General features: G+C 63.4%; 24 protein-coding genes. 9 read left to right on the forward strand and 15 right to left on the reverse strand.

Annotated elements, in window-relative coordinates:
• Positions 1–53 precede the first annotated feature (53 nt).
• From ACIQH5_RS18705 to truB, 7 genes are all read right to left on the reverse strand, one after another.
• Positions 54–1,397, reverse strand: coding sequence for a M16 family metallopeptidase (locus ACIQH5_RS18705; RefSeq protein ID WP_400406312.1), 1,344 nt, complete (start codon positions 1,395–1,397; stop codon positions 54–56).
• An 89-nt stretch (positions 1,398–1,486) separates the two neighbouring features.
• A complete protein-coding gene (locus ACIQH5_RS18710; protein WP_400406314.1) occupies positions 1,487–3,739 on the reverse strand; it encodes a polyribonucleotide nucleotidyltransferase in 2,253 nt (750 codons plus the stop codon).
• 241 nt (positions 3,740–3,980) lie between these two features.
• Positions 3,981–4,250 carry a 30S ribosomal protein S15 gene (gene rpsO, locus ACIQH5_RS18715; RefSeq protein ID WP_017198030.1) on the reverse strand — a complete coding sequence of 90 codons (270 nt, stop codon included), beginning with the start codon at positions 4,248–4,250 and terminating at the stop codon, positions 3,981–3,983.
• Between the two features lie 120 nt (positions 4,251–4,370).
• Complete coding sequence (locus ACIQH5_RS18720; protein WP_400406317.1) at positions 4,371–5,393, reverse strand: bifunctional riboflavin kinase/FAD synthetase; 1,023 nt, start codon at positions 5,391–5,393, stop codon at positions 4,371–4,373.
• 88 nt (positions 5,394–5,481) lie between these two features.
• Positions 5,482–5,934, reverse strand: a complete 453-nt coding sequence (locus tag ACIQH5_RS18725; RefSeq protein WP_400406320.1) for a hypothetical protein — start codon at positions 5,932–5,934, stop codon at positions 5,482–5,484.
• A gap of 2 nt (positions 5,935–5,936) precedes the next feature.
• Positions 5,937–6,290: a hypothetical protein gene (locus tag ACIQH5_RS18730; protein ID WP_024820337.1), complete on the reverse strand. Its 354-nt coding sequence runs from the start codon at positions 6,288–6,290 to the stop codon at positions 5,937–5,939.
• A gap of 2 nt (positions 6,291–6,292) precedes the next feature.
• Entirely contained in the window at positions 6,293–7,216 is a 924-nt protein-coding gene (gene truB, locus ACIQH5_RS18735) for a tRNA pseudouridine(55) synthase TruB (RefSeq protein ID WP_400406323.1), read from the reverse strand.
• Positions 7,217–7,250: 34 nt separating this feature from the next.
• On the opposite strand from truB, the gene ACIQH5_RS18740 reads away from it, so the two are divergent.
• The gene (locus ACIQH5_RS18740) at positions 7,251–8,405 is read left to right on the forward strand and encodes a pyridoxal phosphate-dependent aminotransferase (protein ID WP_400406326.1); all 1,155 of its coding nucleotides are present in this window, start codon (positions 7,251–7,253) and stop codon (positions 8,403–8,405) included.
• Between the two features lie 13 nt (positions 8,406–8,418).
• On the opposite strand, the gene ACIQH5_RS18745 is transcribed toward ACIQH5_RS18740, so the two are convergent.
• The 4 genes from ACIQH5_RS18745 to ACIQH5_RS18760 all read right to left on the reverse strand — a co-directional run bounded on the left by ACIQH5_RS18745 (position 8,419) and on the right by ACIQH5_RS18760 (position 12,851).
• On the reverse strand, positions 8,419–8,901 hold the full coding sequence (locus ACIQH5_RS18745; protein ID WP_400406329.1) for a nucleoside deaminase: 483 nt from the start codon (positions 8,899–8,901) through the stop codon (positions 8,419–8,421).
• An 85-nt stretch (positions 8,902–8,986) separates the two neighbouring features.
• Positions 8,987–9,490, reverse strand: a complete 504-nt coding sequence (rbfA, locus tag ACIQH5_RS18750) for a 30S ribosome-binding factor RbfA (RefSeq protein WP_062067557.1) — start codon at positions 9,488–9,490, stop codon at positions 8,987–8,989.
• 77 nt (positions 9,491–9,567) lie between these two features.
• A complete protein-coding gene (infB, locus tag ACIQH5_RS18755) occupies positions 9,568–12,444 on the reverse strand; it encodes a translation initiation factor IF-2 (protein ID WP_400406332.1) in 2,877 nt (958 codons plus the stop codon).
• Between the two features lie 152 nt (positions 12,445–12,596).
• Positions 12,597–12,851, reverse strand: coding sequence for a YlxR family protein (locus ACIQH5_RS18760; RefSeq protein ID WP_400406367.1), 255 nt, complete (start codon positions 12,849–12,851; stop codon positions 12,597–12,599).
• On the opposite strand from ACIQH5_RS18760, the gene ACIQH5_RS18765 reads away from it, so the two are divergent.
• Positions 12,771–13,034, forward strand: a complete 264-nt coding sequence (locus tag ACIQH5_RS18765) for a hypothetical protein (protein ID WP_400406373.1) — start codon at positions 12,771–12,773, stop codon at positions 13,032–13,034. The genes ACIQH5_RS18760 and ACIQH5_RS18765 overlap by 81 nt on opposite strands.
• 101 nt (positions 13,035–13,135) lie before the next feature.
• Here ACIQH5_RS18765 and nusA read toward each other — a convergent pair whose 3' ends face one another.
• Together nusA and rimP are read right to left on the reverse strand one after the other, a co-directional pair.
• Positions 13,136–14,116: a transcription termination factor NusA gene (nusA, locus tag ACIQH5_RS18770; protein ID WP_062067548.1), complete on the reverse strand. Its 981-nt coding sequence runs from the start codon at positions 14,114–14,116 to the stop codon at positions 13,136–13,138.
• Positions 14,116–14,727, reverse strand: coding sequence for a ribosome maturation factor RimP (rimP, locus tag ACIQH5_RS18775; RefSeq protein WP_011774270.1), 612 nt, complete (start codon positions 14,725–14,727; stop codon positions 14,116–14,118). Before rimP ends, nusA begins: the two co-directional genes overlap by 1 nt.
• 168 nt (positions 14,728–14,895) lie before the next feature.
• Here rimP and ACIQH5_RS18780 point away from each other — a divergent pair, with 168 nt between their 5' ends.
• Genes ACIQH5_RS18780 through ACIQH5_RS18795 form a run of 4 tightly spaced genes read left to right on the forward strand, consistent with a single transcriptional unit; the run spans position 14,896 to position 18,578 of the window.
• Positions 14,896–15,960 carry a DUF4439 domain-containing protein gene (locus ACIQH5_RS18780; protein ID WP_400406336.1) on the forward strand — a complete coding sequence of 355 codons (1,065 nt, stop codon included), beginning with the start codon at positions 14,896–14,898 and terminating at the stop codon, positions 15,958–15,960.
• Positions 15,961–16,011: 51 nt separating this feature from the next.
• Positions 16,012–16,740 (forward strand): VIT family protein, encoded by a 729-nt coding sequence (locus tag ACIQH5_RS18785; protein ID WP_400406339.1) that lies wholly within the window; start codon positions 16,012–16,014, stop codon positions 16,738–16,740.
• A gap of 34 nt (positions 16,741–16,774) precedes the next feature.
• On the forward strand, positions 16,775–17,797 hold the full coding sequence (locus ACIQH5_RS18790) for an aminoglycoside phosphotransferase family protein (protein WP_400406342.1): 1,023 nt from the start codon (positions 16,775–16,777) through the stop codon (positions 17,795–17,797).
• A gap of 4 nt (positions 17,798–17,801) precedes the next feature.
• A complete protein-coding gene (locus tag ACIQH5_RS18795; protein WP_400406345.1) occupies positions 17,802–18,578 on the forward strand; it encodes an aspartate dehydrogenase domain-containing protein in 777 nt (258 codons plus the stop codon).
• A 17-nt stretch (positions 18,579–18,595) separates the two neighbouring features.
• On the opposite strand, the gene ACIQH5_RS18800 is transcribed toward ACIQH5_RS18795, so the two are convergent.
• Together ACIQH5_RS18800 and ACIQH5_RS18805 are read right to left on the reverse strand one after the other, a co-directional pair.
• Entirely contained in the window at positions 18,596–19,393 is a 798-nt protein-coding gene (locus ACIQH5_RS18800; RefSeq protein ID WP_400406347.1) for a sulfite exporter TauE/SafE family protein, read from the reverse strand.
• Positions 19,390–21,201: a proline--tRNA ligase gene (locus ACIQH5_RS18805; protein WP_400406350.1), complete on the reverse strand. Its 1,812-nt coding sequence runs from the start codon at positions 21,199–21,201 to the stop codon at positions 19,390–19,392. Before ACIQH5_RS18805 ends, ACIQH5_RS18800 begins: the two co-directional genes overlap by 4 nt.
• 528 nt (positions 21,202–21,729) lie before the next feature.
• On the opposite strand from ACIQH5_RS18805, the gene ACIQH5_RS18810 reads away from it, so the two are divergent.
• From ACIQH5_RS18810 to ACIQH5_RS18820, 3 genes are read left to right on the forward strand one after another with little or no spacing between them, the layout of a single operon-like run.
• On the forward strand, positions 21,730–22,479 hold the full coding sequence (locus ACIQH5_RS18810) for an ABC transporter ATP-binding protein (protein WP_400406352.1): 750 nt from the start codon (positions 21,730–21,732) through the stop codon (positions 22,477–22,479).
• An 8-nt stretch (positions 22,480–22,487) separates the two neighbouring features.
• Complete coding sequence (locus ACIQH5_RS18815; RefSeq protein ID WP_400406355.1) at positions 22,488–23,231, forward strand: ABC transporter permease; 744 nt, start codon at positions 22,488–22,490, stop codon at positions 23,229–23,231.
• Positions 23,228–23,839 carry a TetR family transcriptional regulator gene (locus ACIQH5_RS18820; protein WP_400406358.1) on the forward strand — a complete coding sequence of 204 codons (612 nt, stop codon included), beginning with the start codon at positions 23,228–23,230 and terminating at the stop codon, positions 23,837–23,839. Before ACIQH5_RS18815 ends, ACIQH5_RS18820 begins: the two co-directional genes overlap by 4 nt.
• Positions 23,840–23,962 lie beyond the last annotated feature (123 nt).

Here is a 23,962-nt window from a genome sequence, read left to right on the forward strand (position 1 = left end):
AGATCATGCTGCCCTGTTGACAGTGCGGGAGTCCAGAGATTCCGGACTGGAACCTAAAGGCCGAAAGTCTCGGTTTCCTCGAAGGGACCAACAACAGTGATGGTGCGGGGCGCCGCTGCGAGTTCGCGGGCCAGGTCTTGAACGTCCTCCACCGTAACCGCCTTGATGCGGGCCAAGGTCTCGTCAATGTCCTGGAACTCCCCGGACACCAATTCCGCCCGGCCAAGCCGCGACATCCGCGAGCCCGTGTCCTCAAGAGCAAGGACAATGCCACCGCTGAGCTGACCCACAGCTTTTCGGAGCTCTTCGTCAGTGATGCCTTCCTTGGCCAGCTTATCCAGTTCAAGGCCCAGGAGTTCCAACACCTGGCGGACCTTGGAAGGCGTGCATCCGGCGTACATCCCAAAGTACCCGGCGTCCGCATACGCTGCAGTGAACGAGTACGTGGAGTACACCAGCCCGCGCTTTTCACGGATCTCCTGGAACAGGCGCGAGGACATGCCACCGCCCAGTACGGCGTTAAGCACACTCATGACAAAGCGGCGGTCGTCGGTAGCCACGATCGTGGGGCAACCCATGATGATGTTGGCTTGCTCCACAGGACGCTTGACCACATGCAGGCCCGAGGTGCCCGTGATGACTGCGCGTCCGGTACCCCGGCGGTCTACTGGCGCAGCTTCCGCATCGAGCTGCCAGCCGGCAGCCCTCAGGGCATCCAGCACGAGTTCGCAGACGACGTCGTGATCAAGCCCGCCGGCAGCGGTGATGACCAGTTCCTCCGGGCGGTAATAGCGCTGATAGTGCGACCACACTGAATCCCTTGCCACTGCTTTGATGGCATCGGGTGTTCCGCCAATGGGGCGTGCCAGCGGGTGGTCGCCGAGGACCGCTGCTACGAATTTCTCGTGGGCGACGTCCGTGGGGTCGTCGCTGTCCATGGCGATTTCCTCAAGGATGACGTCGCGTTCCTGCTCCAGTTCGGCCGGGTCAAGGACCGCTCCCGTGATCATGTCGGCGATGACATCAATGGCCATGGGGAGGTCCGTGTCCAGGACACGGGCGAAGTAGCAGGTGCTTTCCTTGGCTGTAGCCGCATTGGATTCGCCGCCCACCTCGTCAAAAGCGGACGCGATCTCCAGGGCCGTGCGCCTTTTGGTGCCCTTGAACAGCAGGTGCTCAAGGAAGTGTGTTGAACCGTGCTGGCCGTCCGCTTCATCGCGCGAACCCACTGCCACCCAGAAACCAATGGTGGCCGAACGCTGGCCGGGCATAGCCTCGGTCAGGACGCGCACGCCGCCGGGAAGGACCGAGCGCCGTACGACGGAACCGCCCTCGGCACCATGGATCAATTCGCCACCGGGAAGGGTTTGCACCAGCGGCAAGGGTACGACAGTCATCAAGGCCTTTCAGGTTTTAGGGTTAAGGCCGGAAGGGCCGGTGGAGCTCTTTCAAGCCCACCGGCCCTACCGGGTGTAATGCTTACAGACTACTCTGCGGACTCTTCAGCGGCCTCGGCCGGAGCGTCCTCTGAGGCTGCGCCTTCTTCCTCGGCAACAACCGGGGAGAGGGAGAGCTTTCCGCGGTCGTCGATCTTGGTGATCTCGACCTGGACCTTCTGGCCGACGGAAACGACGTCATCAACGTTGTCCACGCGCTTGCCGTTGGCCAGCTTGCGGAGTTCGGAGATGTGCAGCAGGCCGTCCTTGCCCGGGGTGAGGGAAACGAAAGCACCGAAGGCAGTGGTCTTGACGACCGTACCCAGGTAGCGCTCACCGATTTCCGGTACCTGCGGGTTGGCGATGGCGTTGATGGCGGAACGTGCTGCGTCGGCAGACGGACCGTTGGTGGCGCCGATGTAGACAGTGCCGTCATCTTCGATGGAGATGTCCGCGCCCGTGTCTTCCTGGATCTGGTTGATCATCTTGCCCTTGGGGCCAATGACCTCGCCGATCTTGTCCACGGGGATCTTGACGGCGATGACGCGCGGGGCGAACTCGGAGAGCTCATCCGGCGTGTCGATCGCTGCGTTGATGACCTCGAGGATGTGGAGGCGGGCTTCGCGGGCCTGCTTAAGTGCTGCTGCCAGCACGGAAGCGGGGATGCCGTCGAGCTTGGTGTCCAGCTGGATGGCCGTAACGAACTCGGACGTACCGGCAACCTTGAAGTCCATGTCGCCGAAGGCGTCTTCGGCGCCGAGGATGTCGGTCAGCGCTGCGTAGCGGGTCTGGCCGTCAACCTGGTCGGAAACCAAGCCCATGGCGATACCGGCAACAGCGGCCTTCAGCGGCACACCGGCGTTGAGCATGGAAAGGGTCGAAGCACAGACCGAACCCATGGACGTGGAACCGTTGGAGCTGAGCGCCTCGGATACCTGGCGGATGGCGTACGGGAACTCTTCACGGGTAGGCAGAACCGGAACCAGGGCGCGCTCGGCGAGAGCACCGTGGCCGATTTCGCGGCGCTTCGGGGAACCGACGCGGCCGGTCTCACCGGTGGAGTACGGCGGGAAGTTGTAGTTGTGCATGTAGCGCTTGCGCGTCACCGGCGACAACGAGTCGATCTGCTGCTCCATCTTGAGCATGTTCAGCGTGGTGACACCCATGATCTGGGTCTCGCCGCGCTCGAAGATGGCCGAACCGTGGACGCGGGGAAGAACCTCTACCTCGGCGGTGAGCTGGCGGATGTCCGTCAGGCCACGGCCGTCGATGCGGATCTGGTCCTTCAGGATGCGCTGGCGCACAACCTGCTTGGTGACCGAGCGGAACGCTGCGGACAGTTCCTTCTCGCGGCCTTCGAACTGGCCGGCAAGTGCGCCCAGGACTTCGTCCTTGAGCTCGTCGGATGCGGTGTCGCGGTCCTGCTTGTCAGCGATCTGGAAGACAGCTGCCAGCTTGTCAGCAGCTGCGGCTTCAACAGCGGCGTAGACGTCGTCCTGGTAGTCAAGGAATACCGGGAACTCGACAGTGGGCTTGGCGGCGCGTGCTGCCAGGTCTGCCTGTGCTTCACAGAGTGCCTTGATGAACGGCTTGGCAGCCTCGAGGCCCTCGGAAACAACTTCTTCGGTGGGAGCCGTGGCGCCCTGTTCCTTGATGAGGTTCCAGGAGTTGTCCGTGGCTTCGGCTTCAACCATCATGATGGCGACGTCGTCACCGGTGATGCGGCCGGCTACAACCATGTTGAAGACGGCGTTCTCAAGCTGGGAATGCTTGGGGAAAGCAACCCACTGTGAGCCCTGTTCGTCGGCGATGAGGGCGACGCGGACGCCACCGATCGGGCCGGAGAACGGGAGGCCGGAAAGCTGCGTGGACATCGAGGACGCGTTGATGGCGACGACGTCGTAAAGCTCATCGGGGTTGATCGCCAGAACGGTGACGACGATCTGGACCTCGTTGCGCAGGCCCTTCACGAAGGCGGGGCGCAGCGGGCGGTCCATCAGGCGGCAAGCCAGGATGGCTTCCGTGGAGGGACGGCCTTCACGGCGGAAGAATGAACCCGGGATACGGCCGGCAGCGTACATACGCTCTTCAACATCAACCGTCAGCGGGAAGAAGTCGAACCCTTCGCGCGGCTGCTTGCCTGCGGTGGTTGCCGAGAGCAGTGCGGTGTCTTCGTCGATGTAAACCATCGACGCGCCGGCTGCCTGCTTGGCAAGACGGCCGGTTTCGAAGCGAATGACTCGCTTGCCGAAACGTCCGTTGTCAATAATGGCTTCGGAGAACTGGATTTCGGGACCCTCCATAGAGAGTCACCTCCGTTTCTGTTAGCGGAAGTCCGCCACATCAACCCAGGCCTCTTCTTTTTTCCTGGCCTGTACTACACCCGGTCATCGATCGAGATCCACGGGCGCCATCATCACAGATGGTTCTCCCGGGAATCACTACCGAGGACCGCGAATGCGCGATGCGGTTGATTCCTGTTTTTAGTTGTTGGTGAAGAAGGCGGCCCGTTCCGGAAAGGAGCGGGCCGCCCCTAAAGGCAGACTAGCGGCGCAGGCCGAGACGCTCGATGAGCGCACGGTAGCGGGCGATGTCAGTGTTCTTCAGGTAGGAAAGCATGCGCTTGCGACGACCAACCATGGCCAGCAGACCGCGCTGGGTGTGGAAGTCGTGCTTGTGCTCCTTCATGTGCTCAGTCAGATCCTTGATCCGCTGAGTCAGGACTGCAACCTGAACCTCGGGCGAACCGGTGTCGCCTTCAGAGGTTGCGTATTCCTTGATGATGGACTGCTTTACAGCGGCGTCAAGTGCCACGTGAACTCCTAGAGTTGTGCCGTGCCTCCCGGTGCAGCGCCTCGCTGCCGGGTTGCCTTTGGTGCGTTGCCGCACACAAAAACAGGTCCAGCCGCCACGGACTGCAGCCGGATCCAGTTATCAGTTTACCGGCACGTCAGCAGTGTTGTCGAAATGCCCCTGGCGCCGGGTCAACAGCTCGTGCGCTTGGGCTACGTCCAGGCACATTTGTTCGACCAACGCCTCCGGCCCACGGTAGGCCACCATGCCACGAAGCCGCTGCGTAAATTCGACGGCAACGTTTTGCCCGTAGAGGTCGAAGTCTTCCACGTTCTCTTCGGGGCGATCGATCACGTGGGCCTCCACCTGCCGGCTGACGCCGTCAAAGGTGGGGTTGGAACCAACGGAAATGGCGGCGGGCCAGCGCGTGCCGGCCTGATCGATCAGCCACCCCGCATAAATGCCATCCGCCGGCACATATCCGGTGGAATCGTGGGAAAGGTTCGCTGTGGGGAAGCCGAGATCCCGCCCGCGGGCAGCTCCGTGCACCACTTCCCCACGCATCCTGTGGGGGCGGCCCAATACTGCAGCAGCAGTCACCACGTCGCCTTCACTCAAGGCCTCCCGCACCCAGGTGGAGGAACAGCGGCGGTCGGTGTCGCCGTCGTCGTGGACGGGGAAGCCTCCCGCACCGTATTCGTTGACAACCTGCACCCCGAAGTCGAGCTGAGCGCCCAGCTCCTGCATGGTGACGACGTCGCCTGAATTGCCCGCGCCGAAGCGGAGGTCGTGACCTACTACGAGGTGCGCGGCGTGCAGACCCTCAACGAGAATTTCACGGACAAACTCCAGCGGGGTCATCGCGGCGAGGTCCAGGGTGTACTTCATCACCAGCACGGCATCCACTCCGGTGTGGCCGAGCGCTTCGAGCTTGTCCTGAAGCCCCATGATCAGCTCCGGAGCAGAATCCGGCCTGTGCACCTGGGCGGGATGGGGATCGAAGGTCACGGCCACCGACGGGATGTTGTGCCGCTTGGCCGTGCCGGTCACTTGCGCCAGGACGTGCTGATGGCCCCGGTGGACACCGTCAAAGTTCCCGATGGTAACGACAGTAGGTCCGAAGTCCTTGGGGACTTCAGTGGGATCGTTCCAGATGTGGACCATCAACCTCGCCTTTTACTGCAGATGTTCGTTCCGCCCGGCAACCTCCCGGCACCGGAACATTCTAAGGTTACCCGCTAGGGTGTTTGACTCAGGACGGTCGGCGCTTGTTGAGCCACAGAAGGCCCAGGACCGGCAGGACCAACGGGACAAAGCCGTAACCGCGTCCGAACAGGGACCACACAGTGTCGTGCGGGAACGCAACGGGATCAAAGAGGCTGATCGCTCCTACCACCAGCACACCAACAAGCTCAGTGAGCACAGCGGCCACGGAAACCTTGAACCAGGTCCGGCCGGGCTTCGCCAGCGAAATGGTGGCCACGATATAGACGACGGCGGCGAAGGCCGAGAGGATGTGTGCCAACGGCGCTTCGGCGAACTTGGTGGCGATCTGGTACCCGGCACGTGCCGTCGCCGACAACGCGAAGATGGCGTAGACCGCAATCAGCAAGCGTCCAGGACCGGTGTTCCGGGTGTCCTTGGGCTGCGGCTGCCGGTTAGCCGGGTTGGTCTCGGTTCCAGTCACGTTGTGTTCTTCTTTCAAGGTCAGTACCAGATCTGATTCATGCGGGCGGCCATCACCAGCGCCGTAACGCCTACCGCGGCAAGGACGAAGTTACTCCAGTGGGTTCGTTCAAGGATGGCCCAATAGACGGCCCCTAACGGGATCATCATGGCAACAATGAGGTAGCCCCAGAACTCCCAGGCTTCACCTGCCATCTGTTCACCCATGGCCACCCGGACGATCGAGCCCACCAGGTACACCACCAGGGCCAGTTCAACAGCGAGTACCGAGAAGATGGTGGGGTCGTTAGGGGCTTTCTTCATCAAACCGGCCACGATGCACATGATGGTGGACACCAATCCGACGATGAGGATGGCGTAAAAGTATCCGTCCATGCCTATTTCGCCTGACCCGTCCCGGTTCCAGGCGCAAAGACCAGCACGGGTTTTGCAAAACTGCCGGTATCTGCCAACAGTGCCACGAGCTCCCCCGACGGCGCGAACGCTGCGGCGGGATTCTCTGCCGTGGCGGCGTTCGGGGTTCCTGCTCCCGGTCCGGCAGCGATCCGGCGGCCGAAGGAGATCTCTGTGGTTTCGTCCTCGCTTAGTTCCCGGTTGGGCATCAGGGAGCGTGCCGCCAAGGACATGTCCAGAACCTCGAGCTCTTCTGCCAGTTCTTCCAGTGTGCGGGCCTGATCAAGGGAATAAGGGCCAACGTGGGTCCTGCGCAGGGCTGTCAGGTGTCCCCCGACGTCGAGCGCGTTGCCCAGGTCCCGTGCCAAGGCCCGGATATACGTGCCGGACGAACATTCCACGGTGACGTCGACGTCAATTACCCTGCCGCCGTCGATCCTGGTGATGGAGTGGATATCAAAGCGGTGGATGGTGACCGGGCGGGCCGCGAGCTTGACCTCTTCACCAGAGCGGACGCGGGCGTAGGAGCGTTCGCCGTTGACTTTGATGGCGCTCACGCTGCTGGGGACCTGCTGAATGGGCCCGGTCAGCGCGGCTACGCCGGCAGTGACGGCGTGGTCCGTAACCTCAGCGGCGCTACGGGCTTCGGTGACCTCACCTTCGGCGTCGTCGGTGATGGTGGTCTCGCCCAACCTGATGGTGGCGGTGTAGGTCTTGGACGTGCCCACGATGTAGGTCAGCAGGCGCGTTGCCTTATTAATCCCCAGCACCAGCACGCCGGTGGCCATGGGATCCAGCGTTCCCGCGTGGCCCACTTTCCGGGTACCAGCCAGCCGCCGCATCCGGCCAACCACATCATGGCTGGTCCATCCCTGCGGTTTGTCAACGATTACCAGTCCAGAAAGCACGCTTACCAGTATATGGGTGGCTAGGATGGCTCCCATGCCTGAGCTTGCCGCACATGTCCGTGACGTCCCCGTGAACCAGATCCGCGAAATCACCGAGGCCGCCTGGGCGACCCCCGGATCGATCGTCCTCAGCATCGGCGAACCCGGCTTTGCCCTCCCGCGGCACATCCTGGACGCCGGCATCGCCTGCCTTGACAGGGATGAGACCAACTACACACCCAATGCCGGGATTCCTGCGCTCCGCGAAGCCTTTGCCGCTCGCTTCCGAGCACAGCAGGGGGTGCAGATCGGCGCGGAGCGCGTCTATGTAGTGGACGGCGCCCAGCAGGGACTGCACTTTGCCATGAGCCTCCTCCTCTCCCCCGGCGATGAGATTCTCATTCCCAACCCCGGTTACCCCACATTCGTCATGACCAGCCGGCTGCTGCACGCCGTACCTGTGCAGTACCCGCTGTATCCGCAGAACGACTTCCAGCCGCATATTGAGGACATTGAGGCCCTCATTACGGACCGGACCCGCGTGATCGTGGTGAACTCCCCGTCCAATCCTCTGGGTGCCGTGATCAGTGAAAAGGCCACCCGGGAGCTGGTGGAGCTGGCAGTCCGGCACGACCTCTGGATCATCTCGGACGAGTGCTATGAAGCCTTCACGTTCGATGTCCCCCATGTCAGTCCCGCCCGGTTCGACAGCGAAGTCCCCGGTGAAGCCCGGGTCTTCACGTCCCTGACGCTGTCCAAGACCTACGGACTCACAGGCCTGCGGATCGGTGCCCTGATCTGCCCGCCGGGGTTGGAACAGAAGATGAACAACGTGATGGAATCAATCGTGTCCTGCGTAGCGTCGCCTTCGCAGTACGCCGCCCTGGCGGCGCTGACAGGCCCACAGGACTACGTGTCCCAAGCGCGCGATCACTACCGAAGCAACAGGGACGCAGCATCAGCGGTGCTGACCGAAAAGGGAATCCGGTTCCTGGGAGCTCAAGGAGCGTTCTATTTGTGGGCCGACGTCTCGCATGTGAGCGGCGGGGACGTACGGACCTGGGTGCGTAAATTCCTGGCGGAATCGGGCGTGTCGTTCGCGCCGGGCACGGCGTTTGGGTCGATTGGCGAGGGATGGATCAGGATCGCCCTCTGCGGTGGCCAGCAAGACCTGCTCGACGGCGTCAACCGCCTCCCAGCAAAGCTCTAGTTTTCGCGGGTCCTTAGTACGCCGTCCGGTGGGTGTGGTTGCGCCACGCCTCGAAGGGTTCATCTGAGGCGGCCAACGCGGCATGCTCCACTGGCAGTAGTTCCGGCCTGGCGCCTGCGAAGTACTCATGGAACACGGCGTCGTCGAAGCCGGCCCTTGCCGCACCATGCCGGTCTGCCGCGAAGTAGACGCGCCCGATCCTGGCCCAGAGCGTGGCGGACAAGCAGAGCGGGCACGGCTCACAACTCGCGTAAAGAACGGAACCCGACAGGTCGAAGCTCTTGGTGGCAGCCGCGGCACGACGAATCGCCACCACTTCGGCATGCGCTGTGGGATCGTGGTCCCGCGTCACCCGGTTCACTCCCTCATGGACAGTTCCGTCCGGGGTGACCACCACGGCGCCGAAAGGGCCGCCGCCGTCGGAAACGTTCTGAACGGCCAGCTTGATGGCCAGGTTCAGGTATTCCTCACGTTGCTGAGCACTGTGCGCCGACATGCTCCCGATCATAGCGAGTTTGAGTACAGCTAATGCCCCTAAGAAGGCTTCTTAAGGGCATGAGCTGTACAAAAACTCTGAAGTTTTAGCGGTTGGCGTCTTCGTCGAGCTCGTTGTCGCCGGAGAGGTCGGTGTCCTCTTCGTCGAAGTCGTCCTCGTCGATGTCCTCCGGGGCATCGCCCTTGTAGGGGTCTGCTTCGCCTGCGTGCTTGGCGCTGGCGGCCAGAGCGGCTACCTCTGCGTCGCGACGCTTGGCTTCACGGAGCAGCTCCTCAAGGTTGGAGGCATTGACCGGGATCTGGTCAGCCACGAACTCGAGGGTGGGAGTGAGGCGAACGGTGATGTTGCGGCCGACTTCCTGCCGCAGCACACCCTTGGCCTTCTCCAATGCCCTGGCAGCATCTGCCTGGGCTACATCGTCACCGAAAACGGTGTAGTAGATGGTGGCGTGCTGAAGGTCGTTGGTGACGCGGGCGTCGGTGACCGTGATGGACTCGACGCGCGGATCCTTGACCCGGCGTCCGAGGGCCTCAGCAACAACCACCTTTATCCGCTGTGCCAGCTTGGCAGCGCGTGCGGGATCAGCCATGACTTCCTCCTGGAAAGTAGAAAAGGGAACGGAACGGGTCCGCCGGGGTTACCCGACGGACCCGTCCCAAACGGAACCTAGCTGCGCGGCTTTTCGCGCATTTCGAAGGTCTCGATGATGTCGCCTTCAGTGATGTCATTGAAGGAGCCAAGACCGATACCACACTCGAAGTCGGTGCGGACTTCAGTGGCGTCATCCTTGAAGCGCTTGAGCGTCTCAACGGTGAGGTTGTCACCGATGACCTTGCCGTCGCGGCTGACACGTGCCTTGGAGTTACGGCGGATGATGCCCGTGCGGACGATCGAGCCGGCGATGTTTCCGAACTTGGAAGAACGGAAGACTTCGCGGACCTCGGCGGTACCGAGTTGGACCTCTTCGTATTCCGGCTTGAGCATGCCCTTGAGAGCCATCTCGATGTCATCGATTGCTGCGTAGATGACCGAGTAGAAGCGCATGTCCACGCCTTCACGATCGGCCAGTTCAGCAACACGCTCGGCCGGCTTGACGTTGAAGCCAATGATGATGGCGTTGTCAACCGTGGCCAGGTTGACGTCGTTCTGCGTGATGGCACCCACACCGCGGTGGATGACACGAAGCTGAACGTCGTCGTCTCCGACGTCGATCTTGAGCAAGGCGTCTTCGAGGGCTTCCACAGCACCGGATACGTCACCCTTGAGGATGAGGTTGAGGGTGTCGATCTTGCCTTCGGCAACGGCCTGGTCAAAGTCTTCCAGGCTGATGCGCTTGCGGCGCTTGGCCAGTGCGGCGTTGCGGTCGGCAGCTTCACGCTTCTCAGCGATCTGGCGGGCCGTACGCTCGTCAGGTGTTACCAGGAAGGTGTCACCTGCACGCGGCACGTTGGACAGGCCGAGGACCTGAACCGGGCGGGACGGCAGTGCGACATCGAGTGCCTCGCCGTTCTCGTCGAACATGGCGCGGACGCGGCCGTGAGCCGTACCGGCCACGATCGTGTCGCCCACTGCCAAGGTTCCGGACTGAACCAGGACGGTGGCAACTGCACCGCGGCCCTTGTCCAGGTTCGCTTCGATGGCAATGCCTCGAGCGTCCTTGTCCGGGTTGGCGCGCAGGTCCAGGGCGGCATCGGCCGTCAGCAGGACGGCGTCGATCAGTTCGTCGATGTTCAGGTTCTGGCGGGCAGAGACCTCAACGAACATGGTGTCGCCACCGTATTCTTCCGGAACCAGGCCGTACTCGGTCAGCTGGCCCTTGACCTTGTCAGGGTTGGCGCCTTCCTTGTCGATCTTGTTCACTGCGACGACGATCGGCACGTTGGCTGCCTGGGCGTGGTTGAGTGCTTCCACCGTCTGCGGCATAACGCCGTCGTCGGCTGCAACAACCAGGATCGCGATGTCAGTGACCTTGGCACCACGTGCACGCATGGCCGTGAAGGCCTCGTGACCGGGGGTGTCAATGAAGGTGATGTCGCGGGCCGTGCCCTCGTGGACGTGGCTGATCTGGTAAGCACCGATGTGCTGGGTGATGCCACCGTGCTCGCCGGCCACAACGTTCGAGTTACGGATGGCGTCCAACAGGCGGGTCTTACCATGGTCAACGTGACCCATGACGGTAACAACCGGTGCGCGTGCCTCGAGAACGTCGTCACCTTCGGCGTCGAGTTCGTCCTGGATGTTGATGTCGAACTGATCCAGCAGCTCGCGCTCTTCATCCTCAGGGGAAACAACCTGGAGCTTGTAGCCAAGTTCGGCGCCAAGCAGGCCAAAGGTGTCTTCGTCGAGGGACTGCGTTGCCGTTGCCATTTCACCGAGGTGGAACAGCACGGTCACCAGCGACGCGGGGTTTGCATCGATCTTCTCGGCAAAGTCCGTGATGGACGAGCCACGACGCAGGCGGATGATGGTCTCGCCATCACCGCGGGGTACCGATACGCCGCCCAGCGACGGAGCACTCATCTGCTCCAGTTCCTGGCGCTTTGCACGCTTCGACTTGCGCTGCTTGCCGCGACCGGCGCCGCCCTTACCGAAGGCACCCTGGGTGCCACCGCGACCGCGGCCACCCTTGCCGAAGCCACCGCCGGCGGGAGCGCCGCCACCGGTACCTGCACCAGGTGCGCCACCGGGACGACCGGGTCCGCCACCGGGACGGCCTGCGCCACCCGGACGGCCTGCGCCACCGGGAGCCGGACGCTCAGTGCGGTTGGGCATCATGCCCGGAGTAGGACGGTTTCCTGCACCGGGACCGCCAGCGGGACGCGGTGCGCCCGGACGGGGTGCACCGGGACGCGGAGCGCCCGGACGGGGACCACCGGTACCAGCTGCGGGACGGGGTCCACCGGCACCGGCCGCGGGACGCGGACCGCCGGTGCGTTCGCCATCATTGCGGCGTTCGCCTCGGGGCATGCCCTGGGACGGTGCAAACGGGTTATTGCCCGGACGCGGCGGACGATCTCCGTCGCCACCACGGCCACGGGGCATTCCCTGGGACGTGGCAAACGGGTTGTTACCCGGACGGGGACCACCGGGACGCGGAGCCTGGCCACCTTGGCGTGCCGGAGCCGGAGTCTCTGCCTTGGGAGCAGGACGTGCGCCGGGCTTGGCCGAAACCGGAGTGGATGCAGCCGGAGCTGCGGGGGCTGCCGGGGCAGGTGCTGACGGTGCTGCCGGAGCAGCGGCTGCCGGAGCTGCCGGAGCGGGGGCTGCAGGTGCCGGGGCCGGGGCCTTCGGAGCTGCAGGTCCCGGTGCCGGAGCGGCCGGACGGGATGCTGCGGGGCGGTTCGCCGCCGGAGCTGCTGCGGGAGCGGCGGCCTTGGCAGCGCCGGCACCCGGGTAGGCGTCGCGAAGCTTCTTCACGACGGGGGCCTCAATTGTTGACGAGGCGGAGCGAACGAATTCGCCCAATTCCTGCAGTTTGGTTACTGCATCTTTGGAAGTAATACCGAGCTCTTTGGCGAGCTCATGTACGCGGACCTTGGCCACATTTCTCCTGTCTCGGTCCGCACCGAGCCAGGCACGAACCGTCTACTTCTTACTGCGGGCCTTCGCCGCTTGCGCGATTGAAAGGCCCATTGCAGAGCGCAACAAAGTTGTCATCGTTACGCACTCATCGCTGGGAACTCATCGGGTTTCCATCAGTTTTCTGACCCGCTTTCAGGTTTGGACGGTTTTCCTGCGGCGGCCTGGGCCTCCGCAAGTGGCGTGCCTGGCTTCAGGAATCGTTCCACGGCGTCTGTGTCGGAAGCACCCGCCAGGGCCCTTCCAAAAGCTCGCCGCTTGATCGCCAATGCCAAGCACTTTTCGCTGGGGTGCAGCCACGCACCCCTGCCGGCCATCCGGCGTCGTTCATCCACCAGAACAGCGGACGAACCGCTGCCTTGGGCGACCAGCCGGACAAGCTCGGACCGGGAGCCTTGCTTCCGGCATCCGATGCACGTGCGAACAGGCCCATGGCCGTGTTCAAGCAGTTCAGCCACGACGTGTCCAACCTGCCTTACGCTACTGGCACCCGACGGGCCCCGGTCCTGCGCATGCAGCTGAGGCACGCCAAAGCGCGCGGATACCGGACGTAAGCCCGGTTCCATCTAGTCTAGCCCCCCGGCGCCGGTCTCCCGAAACCAAGGACGCCGCCAGCGCGGCGCGGAACCGGCGGCACGGGCCGCCAGTTCAACCGCTAATCCGTCTTGGCCGGAGCGGCATCCGAGACGATATCGATGCGCCAACCGGTCAGCTTGGCTGCGAGCCGAGCGTTCTGGCCCTCTTTGCCGATCGCCAGCGAAAGCTGGTAATCGGGCACCACGACGCGGGCGGAGCGGGTTGATTCGTCCGTGATAGTGACGGAATTCACTCGCGACGGCGACAACGAGTTGGCGATGAAGGTGGCGGGGTCCTCGCTGAAGTCAACGATGTCGATCTTTTCGTCGTTGAGTTCGGTCATGACTGCCCGCACACGGGAACCCATCTCGCCGATGCACGCACCCTTTGCGTTGACGCCGGGAATGTTGGCCTTGACCGCGATCTTGGTACGGTGACCGGCTTCGCGGGCCAGTGCCACGATCTCCACCGAGTGATCCGCAATTTCCGGAACTTCCATTTCGAACAGCTTGCGGACCAGGCCGGGGTGGGAACGGGACAAGGTGATGGAGGGACCCTTGGCGCCGCGGTGCACGTCCACCACGAAGGCACGCAAGCGGCTTCCGTGGAGGTACTTCTCACCGGGAACCTGCTCGGGCGGCGGCAGCAATGCTTCCACAGCTCCGAGGTTGACCTGAATCATGTGCGGGTTGTTGCCCTGCTGGATCATGCCGGCCACGAGCTCGCCTTCACGGCCCTTGAATTCGCCCAGCACGTTGTCGTCTTCCACATCGCGAAGGCGCTGCAGAATAATCTGGCGTGCTGTGCTGGCAGCGATGCGGCCGAAACCGGCCGGGGTGTCCTCGAACTCGCCGATGGGCTCGCCGTCGTCGTCGATTTCCGTAGCCCAAATGGTCACGTGGCCGCTCTTGCGGTCCAACTCGGCACGGGCCTTTTCGAAGGCGCCGGGCGTCTTGTGGTACGCCACCAGCAGTGCTTGCTCGATGGTGGGAATCAGGAGATCCAGCGGGATTTCACGCTCACGCTCCAGGAGTCTCAGTGCGCTCATGTCAATATCCATTAGGCCTCCTCGGAAGGTCCGTTGTGCTCGTCTTCCAGCGCAGCCTCATGGAGGTGGCTGAATTCAATCTCGACTTTTCCTTGGCGGATCCTGTCGAAAGGAATAGTGATGGGTTCGCCTTGCTTGGGCTTCATGCCCTTCTTGACCTCATGCTCAGGGATGAGGGTCACGGCGTCGTCACCCACAGAGGCAATACGCCCCAGGAGGTTGTCGCCCTGAATGACGTTGACCCTGACCATGCGGCCGCGGGCGCGGTGCCAGTGACGCGGTTCGGTCAAGGGGCGGCTTACTCCCGGGGAAGAAACCTCGAGGTCATAGGGGCGACCGTCGTCATGGGGATCGTTGTCCAAAATATCGGACAGTCCACGTGAGACGTCCGCGATAGCGTCCAGGCTGACGCCTCCGGTCTCTTCCTGAGGAAGGTCCACCACGACGTGGACCGTGCGGTGTGAACCGGCAACGTGGATGGAAACATCCTCGAGGTAGAGCCTGCTGGCAAGGACGGCCGGTTCGAGCAGCGCTTTGAGCCTGCTCTCTTCCGGGTTGTGGATGGTGGCCGTTGAGTTCGATTCAGAACGGTCTGTTGAAGTCGTGGCTTCCGAGTCACTCACGTTGCCCGCCGCCTCCCGATAGATGTTGTTGTGACTACTAGCCTAACGATTTTCCCGGGAACATGGTGCACGGACTTCCCCGTCCACGTGACACCATGGTCTGTTGTGAACGGGGAGACAAGCGAAAAACGACGAACACCACCTTGGGGCCGGGTTTTACTGGTTACGGTGGTGGCACTGCTTGTTGCCGGCACCGGAATGGTGCTTATTCCGCGTGATTCCGGTACTCCCCCGGCCGTCTCGTTCTCCGAAACTGCGCGCTTGACGGCGTTGGAGGACACGCTGCTGCTCCGGGAATCGGCCACCACGCTGGCAGAGTCCGCGGCTCCCGAGGCCGGAAGGCCGGCACTGGGCACTGCTGTGACTTTGCTGACAACCCACGCTCAAGCGCTATTCGACCCCAACGGCGCAACATCAAGCGAGACATCCAGCGCCACCCCATCCGGCACTTCGGCCACGGCCGCAACGGCACCGAGCGGCCGCGGCTCTTTCCTGACCGGGTTGGCCGGCAGTGGCTGGAAGCGCCTGGCTGATGCCCGCACGGCCGACGGCGGGATGGCCCGCCTGCTTGCCGCCGTCGGATCCGCACAGGTGCTTCAGGCCGAAAAGCTGGCTGCGGAGTGGCAGCTTCCGCTGCCGGATCAGACAACGGTCTTGGAAACCAGGGCTCCTGCGCCAACACCTTTGGCAGTCTCCTGCCCCTCAGCCATCCCCACCCCGGAACCGACCTCCGCTACCACCGACACCGCTCTGGCTGCGGTGGTTCGCTCGCAGCAGGAAGCGATCTACGTTTACCAAGTGGCCCTGAAGCGGCTGGATGAGACGAAGTCGGTGGCCGCTGCCAAGCATTTGCAAGTTCACGAGGCGTTGCTCCAGCAGGCAGAATCACTCACCAGCGCCAACTGCGCAGACGCACCCACGAGCGAGGCGGGCTACCGGGTACCGGAACAGCTTGCCCAGGATCCGGCAACATTCCTTGGTTCCGTTGAACTTGCCTCCCTGCCCCGATTCGGTGACCTTGTTGCCTTGTCCACGGACGAGACGCGTGTTTGGGCCGTTGACGGCCTTGTGGCCGCTGCCCGCAGGAGCATGGCCTGGGGAGCGCCGCTGCCTCCGCTGCCTGGACTCATGCTCGACGCCGGGGAGCTCCCTTCGCTGCCGACGCCCACTTCAACTGTCGCTTCGACTGGCGCTTCCACGGCCTCCTCCACTGGCGCTTTCCAGGGCGGATAGGCGAGCCTATCCATGCTGGTCAGGACCGCCTGCCGGTGCTTGGCTTGATGCATGGCTTCCACGGAAACTGCCACCACGCATGAAAACGAACCCCACCGGGACGATCTGGCACATCGGTTGAACTGGTTGCGGGCCGGCGTCCTGGGCGCCAATGACGGCATCGTTTCCGTCGCTGCGATCCTGGTGGGTGTGGCCGGTGCCACCACCAACACCGGCGTTATTCTCTCTGCCGGCACCGCAGGCCTGGTGGGTGGCGCCATATCCATGGCTTTGGGCGAGTACGTATCCGTCAGCAGCCAGAGCGACACCCAAAAAGCGCTGATTGACAAGGAAAAGCGTGAACTGGCGGAGCAACCCGAAGATGAACTTGAGGAGTTGGCCGCCATCTACGAGTCCAAAGGGCTCAGCGCAAAGACGGCCCGGACAGTGGCACAGGAACTGACCGAACACGACGCCTTGGCTGCCCACCTCTCAGCCGAGCTCAATATCCAGCAAGATGACATCGTCAGCCCCTGGAGCGCAGCCTGGGCTTCCGCCACAGCCTTCACTTTGGGTGCTGCTCTCCCCATGCTGGCCATGCTGCTGCCTCCACCCGGGATGCGGGTTCCCCTGACGTTCGTAGCAGTCTTGCTGGCTCTGGCGATCACCGGTGCAGTGGGTGCCTGGATCGGCGGTGCTTCCCGCTTCCGCGCCGCGGTCAGGGTAGTGCTCGGCGGGGCTTTGGCCCTGGCCGCCACCTTCTTGATGGGAACCCTGTTGGGGGCCAGCGGCGTTTTCTAAGGGGCGCATGGCGAGGCAGAGTTAGGCTGTTGGCGTGACCCTTCACGCGATGATTCCCATCCCGGGCGACCTCCACGCCCGGTACAACCGCGACTCGGCGGGCAGGGATTGGCTGGCAAGCCTCCCGGGGCTCATCTCTGAGGCGTTGGAGCGTTGGGAGCTTTCCGTGGACCTGGCGCCAGGCGGCGAGCCTTGGAACGGCCATGGAGCCCTGGTGGTGCCCGTCGTTCAGGGTGATACCCCCGCTGCCTTGAAGATTGCATTTCCCCACGAAGAAGCACTGGTGGAGCGCTACGCACTGGCTCTGTGGAACGGTCACGGCGCCGTCCGGCTTCTCGCCTCGGATGACGCAAGTTGCTCCATGCTGCTTGAACGCCTGGATGCCTCCCGCTGGCTTCAGGACGCCCCTCTGGATGAAGCCAGGGACGCGTGGGGGGACATCATGCGCAAGCTCTCCATCCAGCCGGACCTCCGGGGAGAATGGCGGGCTTTGGACCATGTTGCCGCCACCGCCGAGCGGTGGAGCGACGAACTGCCAGCCGAATGGGACCATCTGGATCGCCCCTTCCCCAGGTGGTTGCTGGAAGCGGCACTGGAGGTGTGCCAGACGCGCGGGGCCGTAGGGCGCCGCTCCGGAACAGATGTCCTGGTGCACACGGATCTTCACTTCATGAACATTCTTGCCACCCCCGACGCCAAAAAACCGTCCCTCCGCGGCGACTATCTGGCCATCGATCCACAGCCACAGATCGGCGAGGCTGAGTTCGCGGTGGCCCCCATCCTATGGAACCGCATCCACGATCTTCCACGGACGGATCCGGAGGCCGCGCTGCTGGAGCGCTGCCATGACTTTAGCCGTGCCGCCGGATTGGATCCTGAGATTGCCCGGCAATGGAGCATCGCCCGGGAGGTGCAGAACGCCTTGTGGTACGCCGCGAAACCCCGGCACGCCGGTGACCTTGCCCGTTCCCTCTGGGTTGCCAGCACCCTGGCCGGCAGCACACTGGACTCCCTGCCGCGGGCACATGATCTCCCCGACCCTGGCGAAGGGGCCTGACACCATGACCCTGAAGGTCGCAATGATCGGTTCCGGCGCCATTGGATCGCGGGTGGCCGAACTGCTCGACGCCGGGGCCGCCCCGGGAGTAGAACTCACCGGTGTGGTTCCCCACGGCGACGCAGGGACAGGTTTCAGCTTCGAAGAAGCCCTGGACATCGCTGATGTGGTGGTGGAGTGCGCCGGCGTTGGATCAATTGCCGAGTTCGGTCCCCGGGTTGTTTCGGCCGGGAAGGATCTGCTGGTCACCTCGATAGGGGCGCTGTGTGATGCGTCCCTACGGAAAACGCTGCTCGACGACGGTCCCGGCCGGACGCACCTGACAACCGGGGCGTTGGGTGGACTGGACGCGATCACCGCTGCCTGCGCAGGTGGCACCATTCACCGCATCACCGTGGAATCGCGAAAGCTTCCTGCTGCGTTGATCCAGCCATGGATGGATGGCGAAACGAAGGATCGACTTCTCACCGCTGTCCACCCCGTGGAGTTACTGCGGGGTGGACCGGCCGAACTGATCAAGGCTTTCCCCAAATCCACCAACGTGGTGTCCGCGTTGGCCCTCGCCGCGGGCGATTGGGGTGTGGTGGAGGCTGTATTGATCGCGGACCCTGCAGCCCGGCAGACGTCCCACCATGTCACAGCGGAGACTTCCCTGGGCACCTTCGACATCCGCGTGACGAACGAGGCTTCCCCTGCCAACCCGGCGTCGAGCGCCTTGGTGCCTCACGCCGTCGTCCGCGGTTTGAGGACCCTCGCCAACGCCAACGGCAGCTTCATCTGAAACCGGCTGCGGCAGCCCTACGCTGCGAAGTTCTCGTTCCAGACATCCACGCCGAGCTTGATGATCAAGGCGGCCACCACCAGCAGGAAAACGATGCGCACAAAGCCGCTCCCCTTGGCCACGGCAGTGCGGGCCCCAAGATAGCCGCCTGCCATGTTTGCCAGTCCGAGAACCAGTCCCACGCCCCACAGAAGTGACCCGTGCGGCAGGAAGAAGATCAAAGCTCCGGCGTTGGTGGCCATGTTGACGATCTTCGCCTTGGCGCTGGCCTCAAGGAAGGCATAGCCCATGGCCGACACGAGTGCGATCACCAGGAACGAGCCGGTGCCAGGCCCAATCAAACCGTCGTAAAAGCCAATGACGGCGCCGATGAGGCATGCCACCACATAGTGTTTGTGACCGTCGTGGCGCAGCGCGGTCAGTTCGCCGGCACCGGGACGCAGTGCGGTGAACACGGCGACGGCGATCAACGCCACCACAATGATCGGCTTGAAAACACTGGCTGGAAGAGACGCAGCAAGAATGGCTCCGCCGAAACTGCCGGCCAGGGCGATCACCGCCATGGGAATAGCGGTCTTCAGATCCGGTCCAACGCGGCGGTAGTAGGTCACGGCGCTGGTGGTGGTCCCGAAGATGGAGCCCATCTTGTTGGTTGCCAAGGCCTGCACCGGAGTGATGCCCGGTACCAGCAGCAGGGCGGGGAGCTGAATCAGTCCCCCGCCCCCTACGACGGCATCAACCCAGCCGGCTGCAAATCCAGCCACCACAATCAGGATGAGAGTGGTGAGCTGGATCGATTCGAAGCCGGAAATCACCGGGTTCGTACAGCGTTGACCACGTAATCCACGGCTTTGTCCACCGCAATGTTCTCGGCTTCGCCGCTGCGGCGGTCCTTGATCTCGACGACACCGTCCACCAGTCCGCGGCCAACGGCCAGGATGGTCGGTACGCCCACCAGTTCCGCATCGCCGAACTTCACGCCGGGAGAGACCTTGGGACGGTCATCGAAAATGACGTCCAGGCCGGCGGCTTCGAGCTCAGCGGAGAGCCTTTCAGCGGCTTCGAAGATCTCGTCGCCACGGCCGACTGCCACCACGTGGACATCTGCAGGGGCCACGGAGCGCGGCCACACGAGGCCACGGTCGTCGTGGTTTGCTTCAGCCAACGCTGCGACGGCACGCGTCACGCCCACGCCGTAGGAGCCCATGGTGACAACCTGCTGCTTGCCATTCTGGTCCAGGACCTTCAGATCCAGGGCTTCAGCGTACTTGCGGCCGAGCTGGAAAATGTGGCCCATTTCAATGCCTCGTGCAGTTTCCAGCGGTCCTGAGCCGTCCGGGGCGGGGTCGCCCGCACGCACATCGGTGCTCTCGATCACGCCGTCCCACGCGAAGTCGCGGCCTGCCACCAAGCCGAAGACGTGCTTGCCCTCAGCGTTGGCCCCTGTCACCCAGCTGGTGCCGGAGACAACGCGGGGATCCACAAGGAAGAGAACCTTGGACGAACCTTCAAGGCCCAGAACCGGCTCGTCGAGGGACAAGCCGGGTCCAATGTAGCCCTTGACCAGCCACGGCAACTTCTTGAGGTCTTCTTCGTTGGCTGCTTCCAGGCCGATTTCGCCGGCGATGGGCAGGTGCAAGCCGATGTTTGCTTCCACACGCTTGAGGTCCACTCCGCGGTCGCCGGGAACACCGATGACCACGATCTGGCGCTCACCCGTGGGCAGCGTGACGGCAAGGACGACGTTCTTGAGCGTGTCAGCGGCAGTCCATGCGCCGCCGTCGGACTCACTGCGCGGAGCCAGCTGGTTGGCAGCGTCCACCAGAGTATCGATGGTGGGGGTGTTCGGCGTGTCCAGCACCTGGGCGGCCGGTGCATTACTGAAATCGATCTCGTCCGGGACAACAGTGGTCACGGCTTCGACGTTGGCATAGTAGCCCCCGGCGGAGCGTACAAACGTGTCCTCGCCGATCTCGGTGGGGAACAGGAATTCCTCACTCTTGGAGCCGCCCATGGCACCGGCCGTGGCTGCTACTGGAATGACTTCCAGGCCGAGGCGCTCAAAGATCTTCAGGTAGGCGCCGCGGTGTGCAGCGTAGCTTGCGTCCAGGCCCGCGTCATCGATGTCGAAGGAGTAAGAATCCTTCATGATGAACTCGCGGCCACGGAGGAGCCCCGCCCGCGGACGTGCTTCATCGCGGTATTTGTTCTGGATCTGGTAGAGGCTCAGCGGCAGGTCCTTGTACGAGGAGTACAGGTCCTTGACCAGGAGCGTGAACATTTCCTCATGCGTGGGGGCAAGGAGGTAGTCCGCGCCCTTACGGTCCTGGAGGCGGAACAGGCCCTCGCCATATTCGGTCCAGCGGTTGGTGGCCTCGTAGGGTTCGCGGGGAAGCAGCGCCGGGAAGTGGACTTCCTGCGCTCCGATGGCGGACATCTCCTGGCGGATGATCTCCTCCACCTTGCGTAGGACGCTCAGCCCCAGTGGCAGCCACGTGTAGATGCCGGGTGCGGCGCGGCGGATGTAGCCGGCGCGGACAAGGAGCTTGTGGCTGGCGACCTCGGCGTCGACGGGATCTTCACGCAGGGTGCGCAGGAACAGCTGGGAAAGGCGAAGGACCACGGGTACGTATCCGTTTCTATGGCAGATGTGGCAAAAACAACTGTCTACTAATCTACCGGCAGACAGCGCGGCCACTCGAACGGGCCAGGTTGGCGTGCTCCAAGAGCCTGCTCATACCAAGGGCGTGCACATAGAAGAGCCACGCCGTCGCGTTTGGAAGCCCCTGGCCGCAACCGGCTGGTCATCCTGCGATGGCGTGGCTCAGCGGCCGGCCGGCCGCAGACTCTGTCCGGAGACTAGATCGCCGTACCCTCCAGCGGAACGGGATCGCCTGCGGCTGGGAAGCAATGGAAACTGCCGAGCTCACGGATGGCCTGGCCGCCGATGGCGCCCGTCAAGGTCTTGATCATGATTCCCCCCTGTACCACCCGCACCCCAACGACACGGCTTGGAAAGAACCTATGTGATCGCAGACACATTTTCAAGATTGCCAGCTGCGCCGGGGTTGCGACCCTTGACCGTGGTGCACGCCGGACTTACTTTTAATTCATCATCTGGTGAATTAATGGAGCCGCATCGGAGGCCCGCATGACGCCCCTTCCAGCAGCAATCGAGGCGACGGGGCTTCATGTGTCCCGGTCCCGCAGCAAGATCCTCAGAGGCTTGGACTTTGAGGTTGCGGCTGGCCGGATCACAGGACTCCTGGGCCCCTCCGGCAGCGGCAAGACAACTCTCATGCGGGCAATTGTCGGGGTCCAGCGAATCAGCCAGGGTAGCGTCACCGTCCTCGGCCGCCCGGCCGGCAACGCACCGCTCAGGCACGACGTCGGATACGTCACCCAGGGTGCCAGCGTGTACCCGGACCTGAGCGTCCAAGCGAACGTGCGCTACTTCGGCGCCATGCACAACGCGACGGCGGCGGACACCGCGGAGGCGATTGCCGCCGTCGGACTTGAATCGCTTGCCCGCAATAAGGCTGCGGACCTGTCCGGCGGACAATTCAGCCGGGTCTCCCTCGCATGCGCCCTGGTTGCCCACCCGAAGCTGTTGGTCCTGGACGAGCCCACCGTCGGGCTTGATCCGGTGCTGAGGGCCGAACTATGGGAGCGCTTTGCCGCCATGGCGGCCGCCGGAACAACCCTGCTGGTCTCCAGCCACGTGATGGAGGAAGCCTCCCATTGTTCCTCGCTGCTACTCCTGCGTGATGGCCTCCTGCTGGCGCAACTGACGCCTGCGGAACTGGCCCGCCGCGGACGGAGCGAGGATCTGGAGCGGGCTTTCCTGACCATCATTAAGGCCGCTGATCGTGGTCAGGAAGAACGCCAGGTGGCGACGTGAACTTGAGAATGACACTTGCCACAACAACGAGGGTCCTTGGACAACTGCGGCACGATCACCGGAGCGTTGCGCTCATCCTCGTGGTCCCCGCATTGCTGCTGACCGCCGTCTACTTCCTCTTCGAAAACGAAACACTCCCACCGGGGTTTCCCCGCACCTTTGACCGCGTTGGCTTGATGATGCTGGCCATCTTCCCCTTCGTGGTCATGTTCCTGGTCACCTCCATCACCATGCTTCGGGAGCGCACGTCCGGCACCCTGGAACGTCTCCTGACCACCCCCATCCATAAGGCAGACCTGCTGTTCGGCTATGCCCTGGCCTTCTCCATCATGGCCACCCTGCAGTCGCTGGTGGCGACGGCTGTGGCTTATTGGGTTTTCGGCCTCGACATCAAGGGAAGCCCCGGCTTCGTGGTGATGATTGCCGTCATCAACGCCGTCCTGGGCGTCGCCCTGGGTCTCCTGTGTTCCGCCTTTGCCCGAACCGAGTTCCAGGCCGTGCAGTTCATGCCAGTGGTGGTGGTCCCGCAGATCCTGTTGTGCGGCTTGTTCGTGGCGCGGGACGAGATGAACGAGGTCCTGGAAGCTATCTCCGGTGTTCTGCCGCTCACGTTCTCCGTGGATGCCTTGAAAGAAATTGCAGGGAACGCCGAGGCCACAGCAACGATGTGGCAAGACGCCCTGATCATGGGCGGGATTGTCCTGGCAGTCCTGGTCCTGGCATCACTGACCCTCCGACGGCAAACCCGATGAGCATCCCCCCGTCGCGCCGGGGACGCCGAAGCGCAGGAGACCATTCGAGGCAAGCAATCCTCACAGCTGCACGGAAACTCTTTGCTGAGCAAGGGTTCGAAGGGACAAGCCTGCGCCAGGTCGCACGGGAGTCATCAGTGGATCCTGCCATGGTGCACCACTTTTTCGGAGGCAAGGATGAGCTCTTTGCCGCCAGCGTGGAGTTGCCCGCCGACCCGGCAGAGGTTCTTGCCGGCGTCGAAACCCTGGACCCCGCAGCGCGGGCAGAAGCGATTGTCCGCGCCGTACTGCGGCTGTGGGAGGGCCCCGCCCAGCACGGGCTGGTGGCCTTCGTGCGCGGAACCATCGGTTCCAAGGCCAAGACGGCGCTCATGCGCGAGATGGTCAACCGCACCATCCTGTCCAGGATCATGGCAGGACTTCCCGGCCCGGCCGAAGAAGTACGCGTCCGCGGCAATCTTGTGGCAACTCAAGTGGTAGGGCTGATGCTGGTCCGGTACGTGATCCGACTCGAGCCGCTGGCATCGGCGGATCAGGACGACGTGGTCCGCTGGGTTGCCCCCAACATTCAGCGATACCTCACCGGTGATGTGGGCTCTCCCAGCTAGGTGGCAGTTGTGGGGGGTTGGGGGGGGGGGGACAAACACCCCAAACACGCCAGGGGGGGGGTGGGTGTTATAGAGCGCCGGGGCGTTGCGAGTGGGAAAAGCCCGGCCGGAGGCCGGGCCGAA

Origin of the sequence: Paenarthrobacter sp. NPDC091711, from assembly GCF_044756605.1 — a bacterium.
Taxonomy (GTDB): Bacteria; Actinomycetota; Actinomycetes; order Actinomycetales; family Micrococcaceae; genus Arthrobacter.

What these genes read in the sequence shown, in the direction of transcription:
- ACIQH5_RS18795 (WP_400406345.1), top strand. Translation starts at nt 17,802, where the DNA reads ATGACCCTGAAGGTCGCAATGATCGGTTCCGGCGCCATTGGATCGCGG.
- ACIQH5_RS18740 (WP_400406326.1), top strand. Translation starts at nt 7,251, where the DNA reads ATGCCTGAGCTTGCCGCACATGTCCGTGACGTCCCCGTGAACCAGATC.
- ACIQH5_RS18730 (WP_024820337.1), bottom strand. Translation starts at nt 6,290, where the DNA reads ATGGACGGATACTTTTACGCCATCCTCATCGTCGGATTGGTGTCCACC.
- ACIQH5_RS18810 (WP_400406352.1), top strand. Translation starts at nt 21,730, where the DNA reads ATGACGCCCCTTCCAGCAGCAATCGAGGCGACGGGGCTTCATGTGTCC.
- ACIQH5_RS18820 (WP_400406358.1), top strand. Translation starts at nt 23,228, where the DNA reads ATGAGCATCCCCCCGTCGCGCCGGGGACGCCGAAGCGCAGGAGACCAT.
- ACIQH5_RS18720 (WP_400406317.1), bottom strand. Translation starts at nt 5,393, where the DNA reads ATGGTCCACATCTGGAACGATCCCACTGAAGTCCCCAAGGACTTCGGA.
- ACIQH5_RS18745 (WP_400406329.1), bottom strand. Translation starts at nt 8,901, where the DNA reads ATGTCGGCGCACAGTGCTCAGCAACGTGAGGAATACCTGAACCTGGCC.
- ACIQH5_RS18705 (WP_400406312.1), bottom strand. Translation starts at nt 1,397, where the DNA reads ATGACTGTCGTACCCTTGCCGCTGGTGCAAACCCTTCCCGGTGGCGAA.
- rbfA (WP_062067557.1), bottom strand. Translation starts at nt 9,490, where the DNA reads ATGGCTGATCCCGCACGCGCTGCCAAGCTGGCACAGCGGATAAAGGTG.
- ACIQH5_RS18785 (WP_400406339.1), top strand. Translation starts at nt 16,012, where the DNA reads ATGGCTTCCACGGAAACTGCCACCACGCATGAAAACGAACCCCACCGG.
- ACIQH5_RS18815 (WP_400406355.1), top strand. Translation starts at nt 22,488, where the DNA reads ATGACACTTGCCACAACAACGAGGGTCCTTGGACAACTGCGGCACGAT.
- nusA (WP_062067548.1), bottom strand. Translation starts at nt 14,116, where the DNA reads ATGGATATTGACATGAGCGCACTGAGACTCCTGGAGCGTGAGCGTGAA.
- ACIQH5_RS18710 (WP_400406314.1), bottom strand. Translation starts at nt 3,739, where the DNA reads ATGGAGGGTCCCGAAATCCAGTTCTCCGAAGCCATTATTGACAACGGA.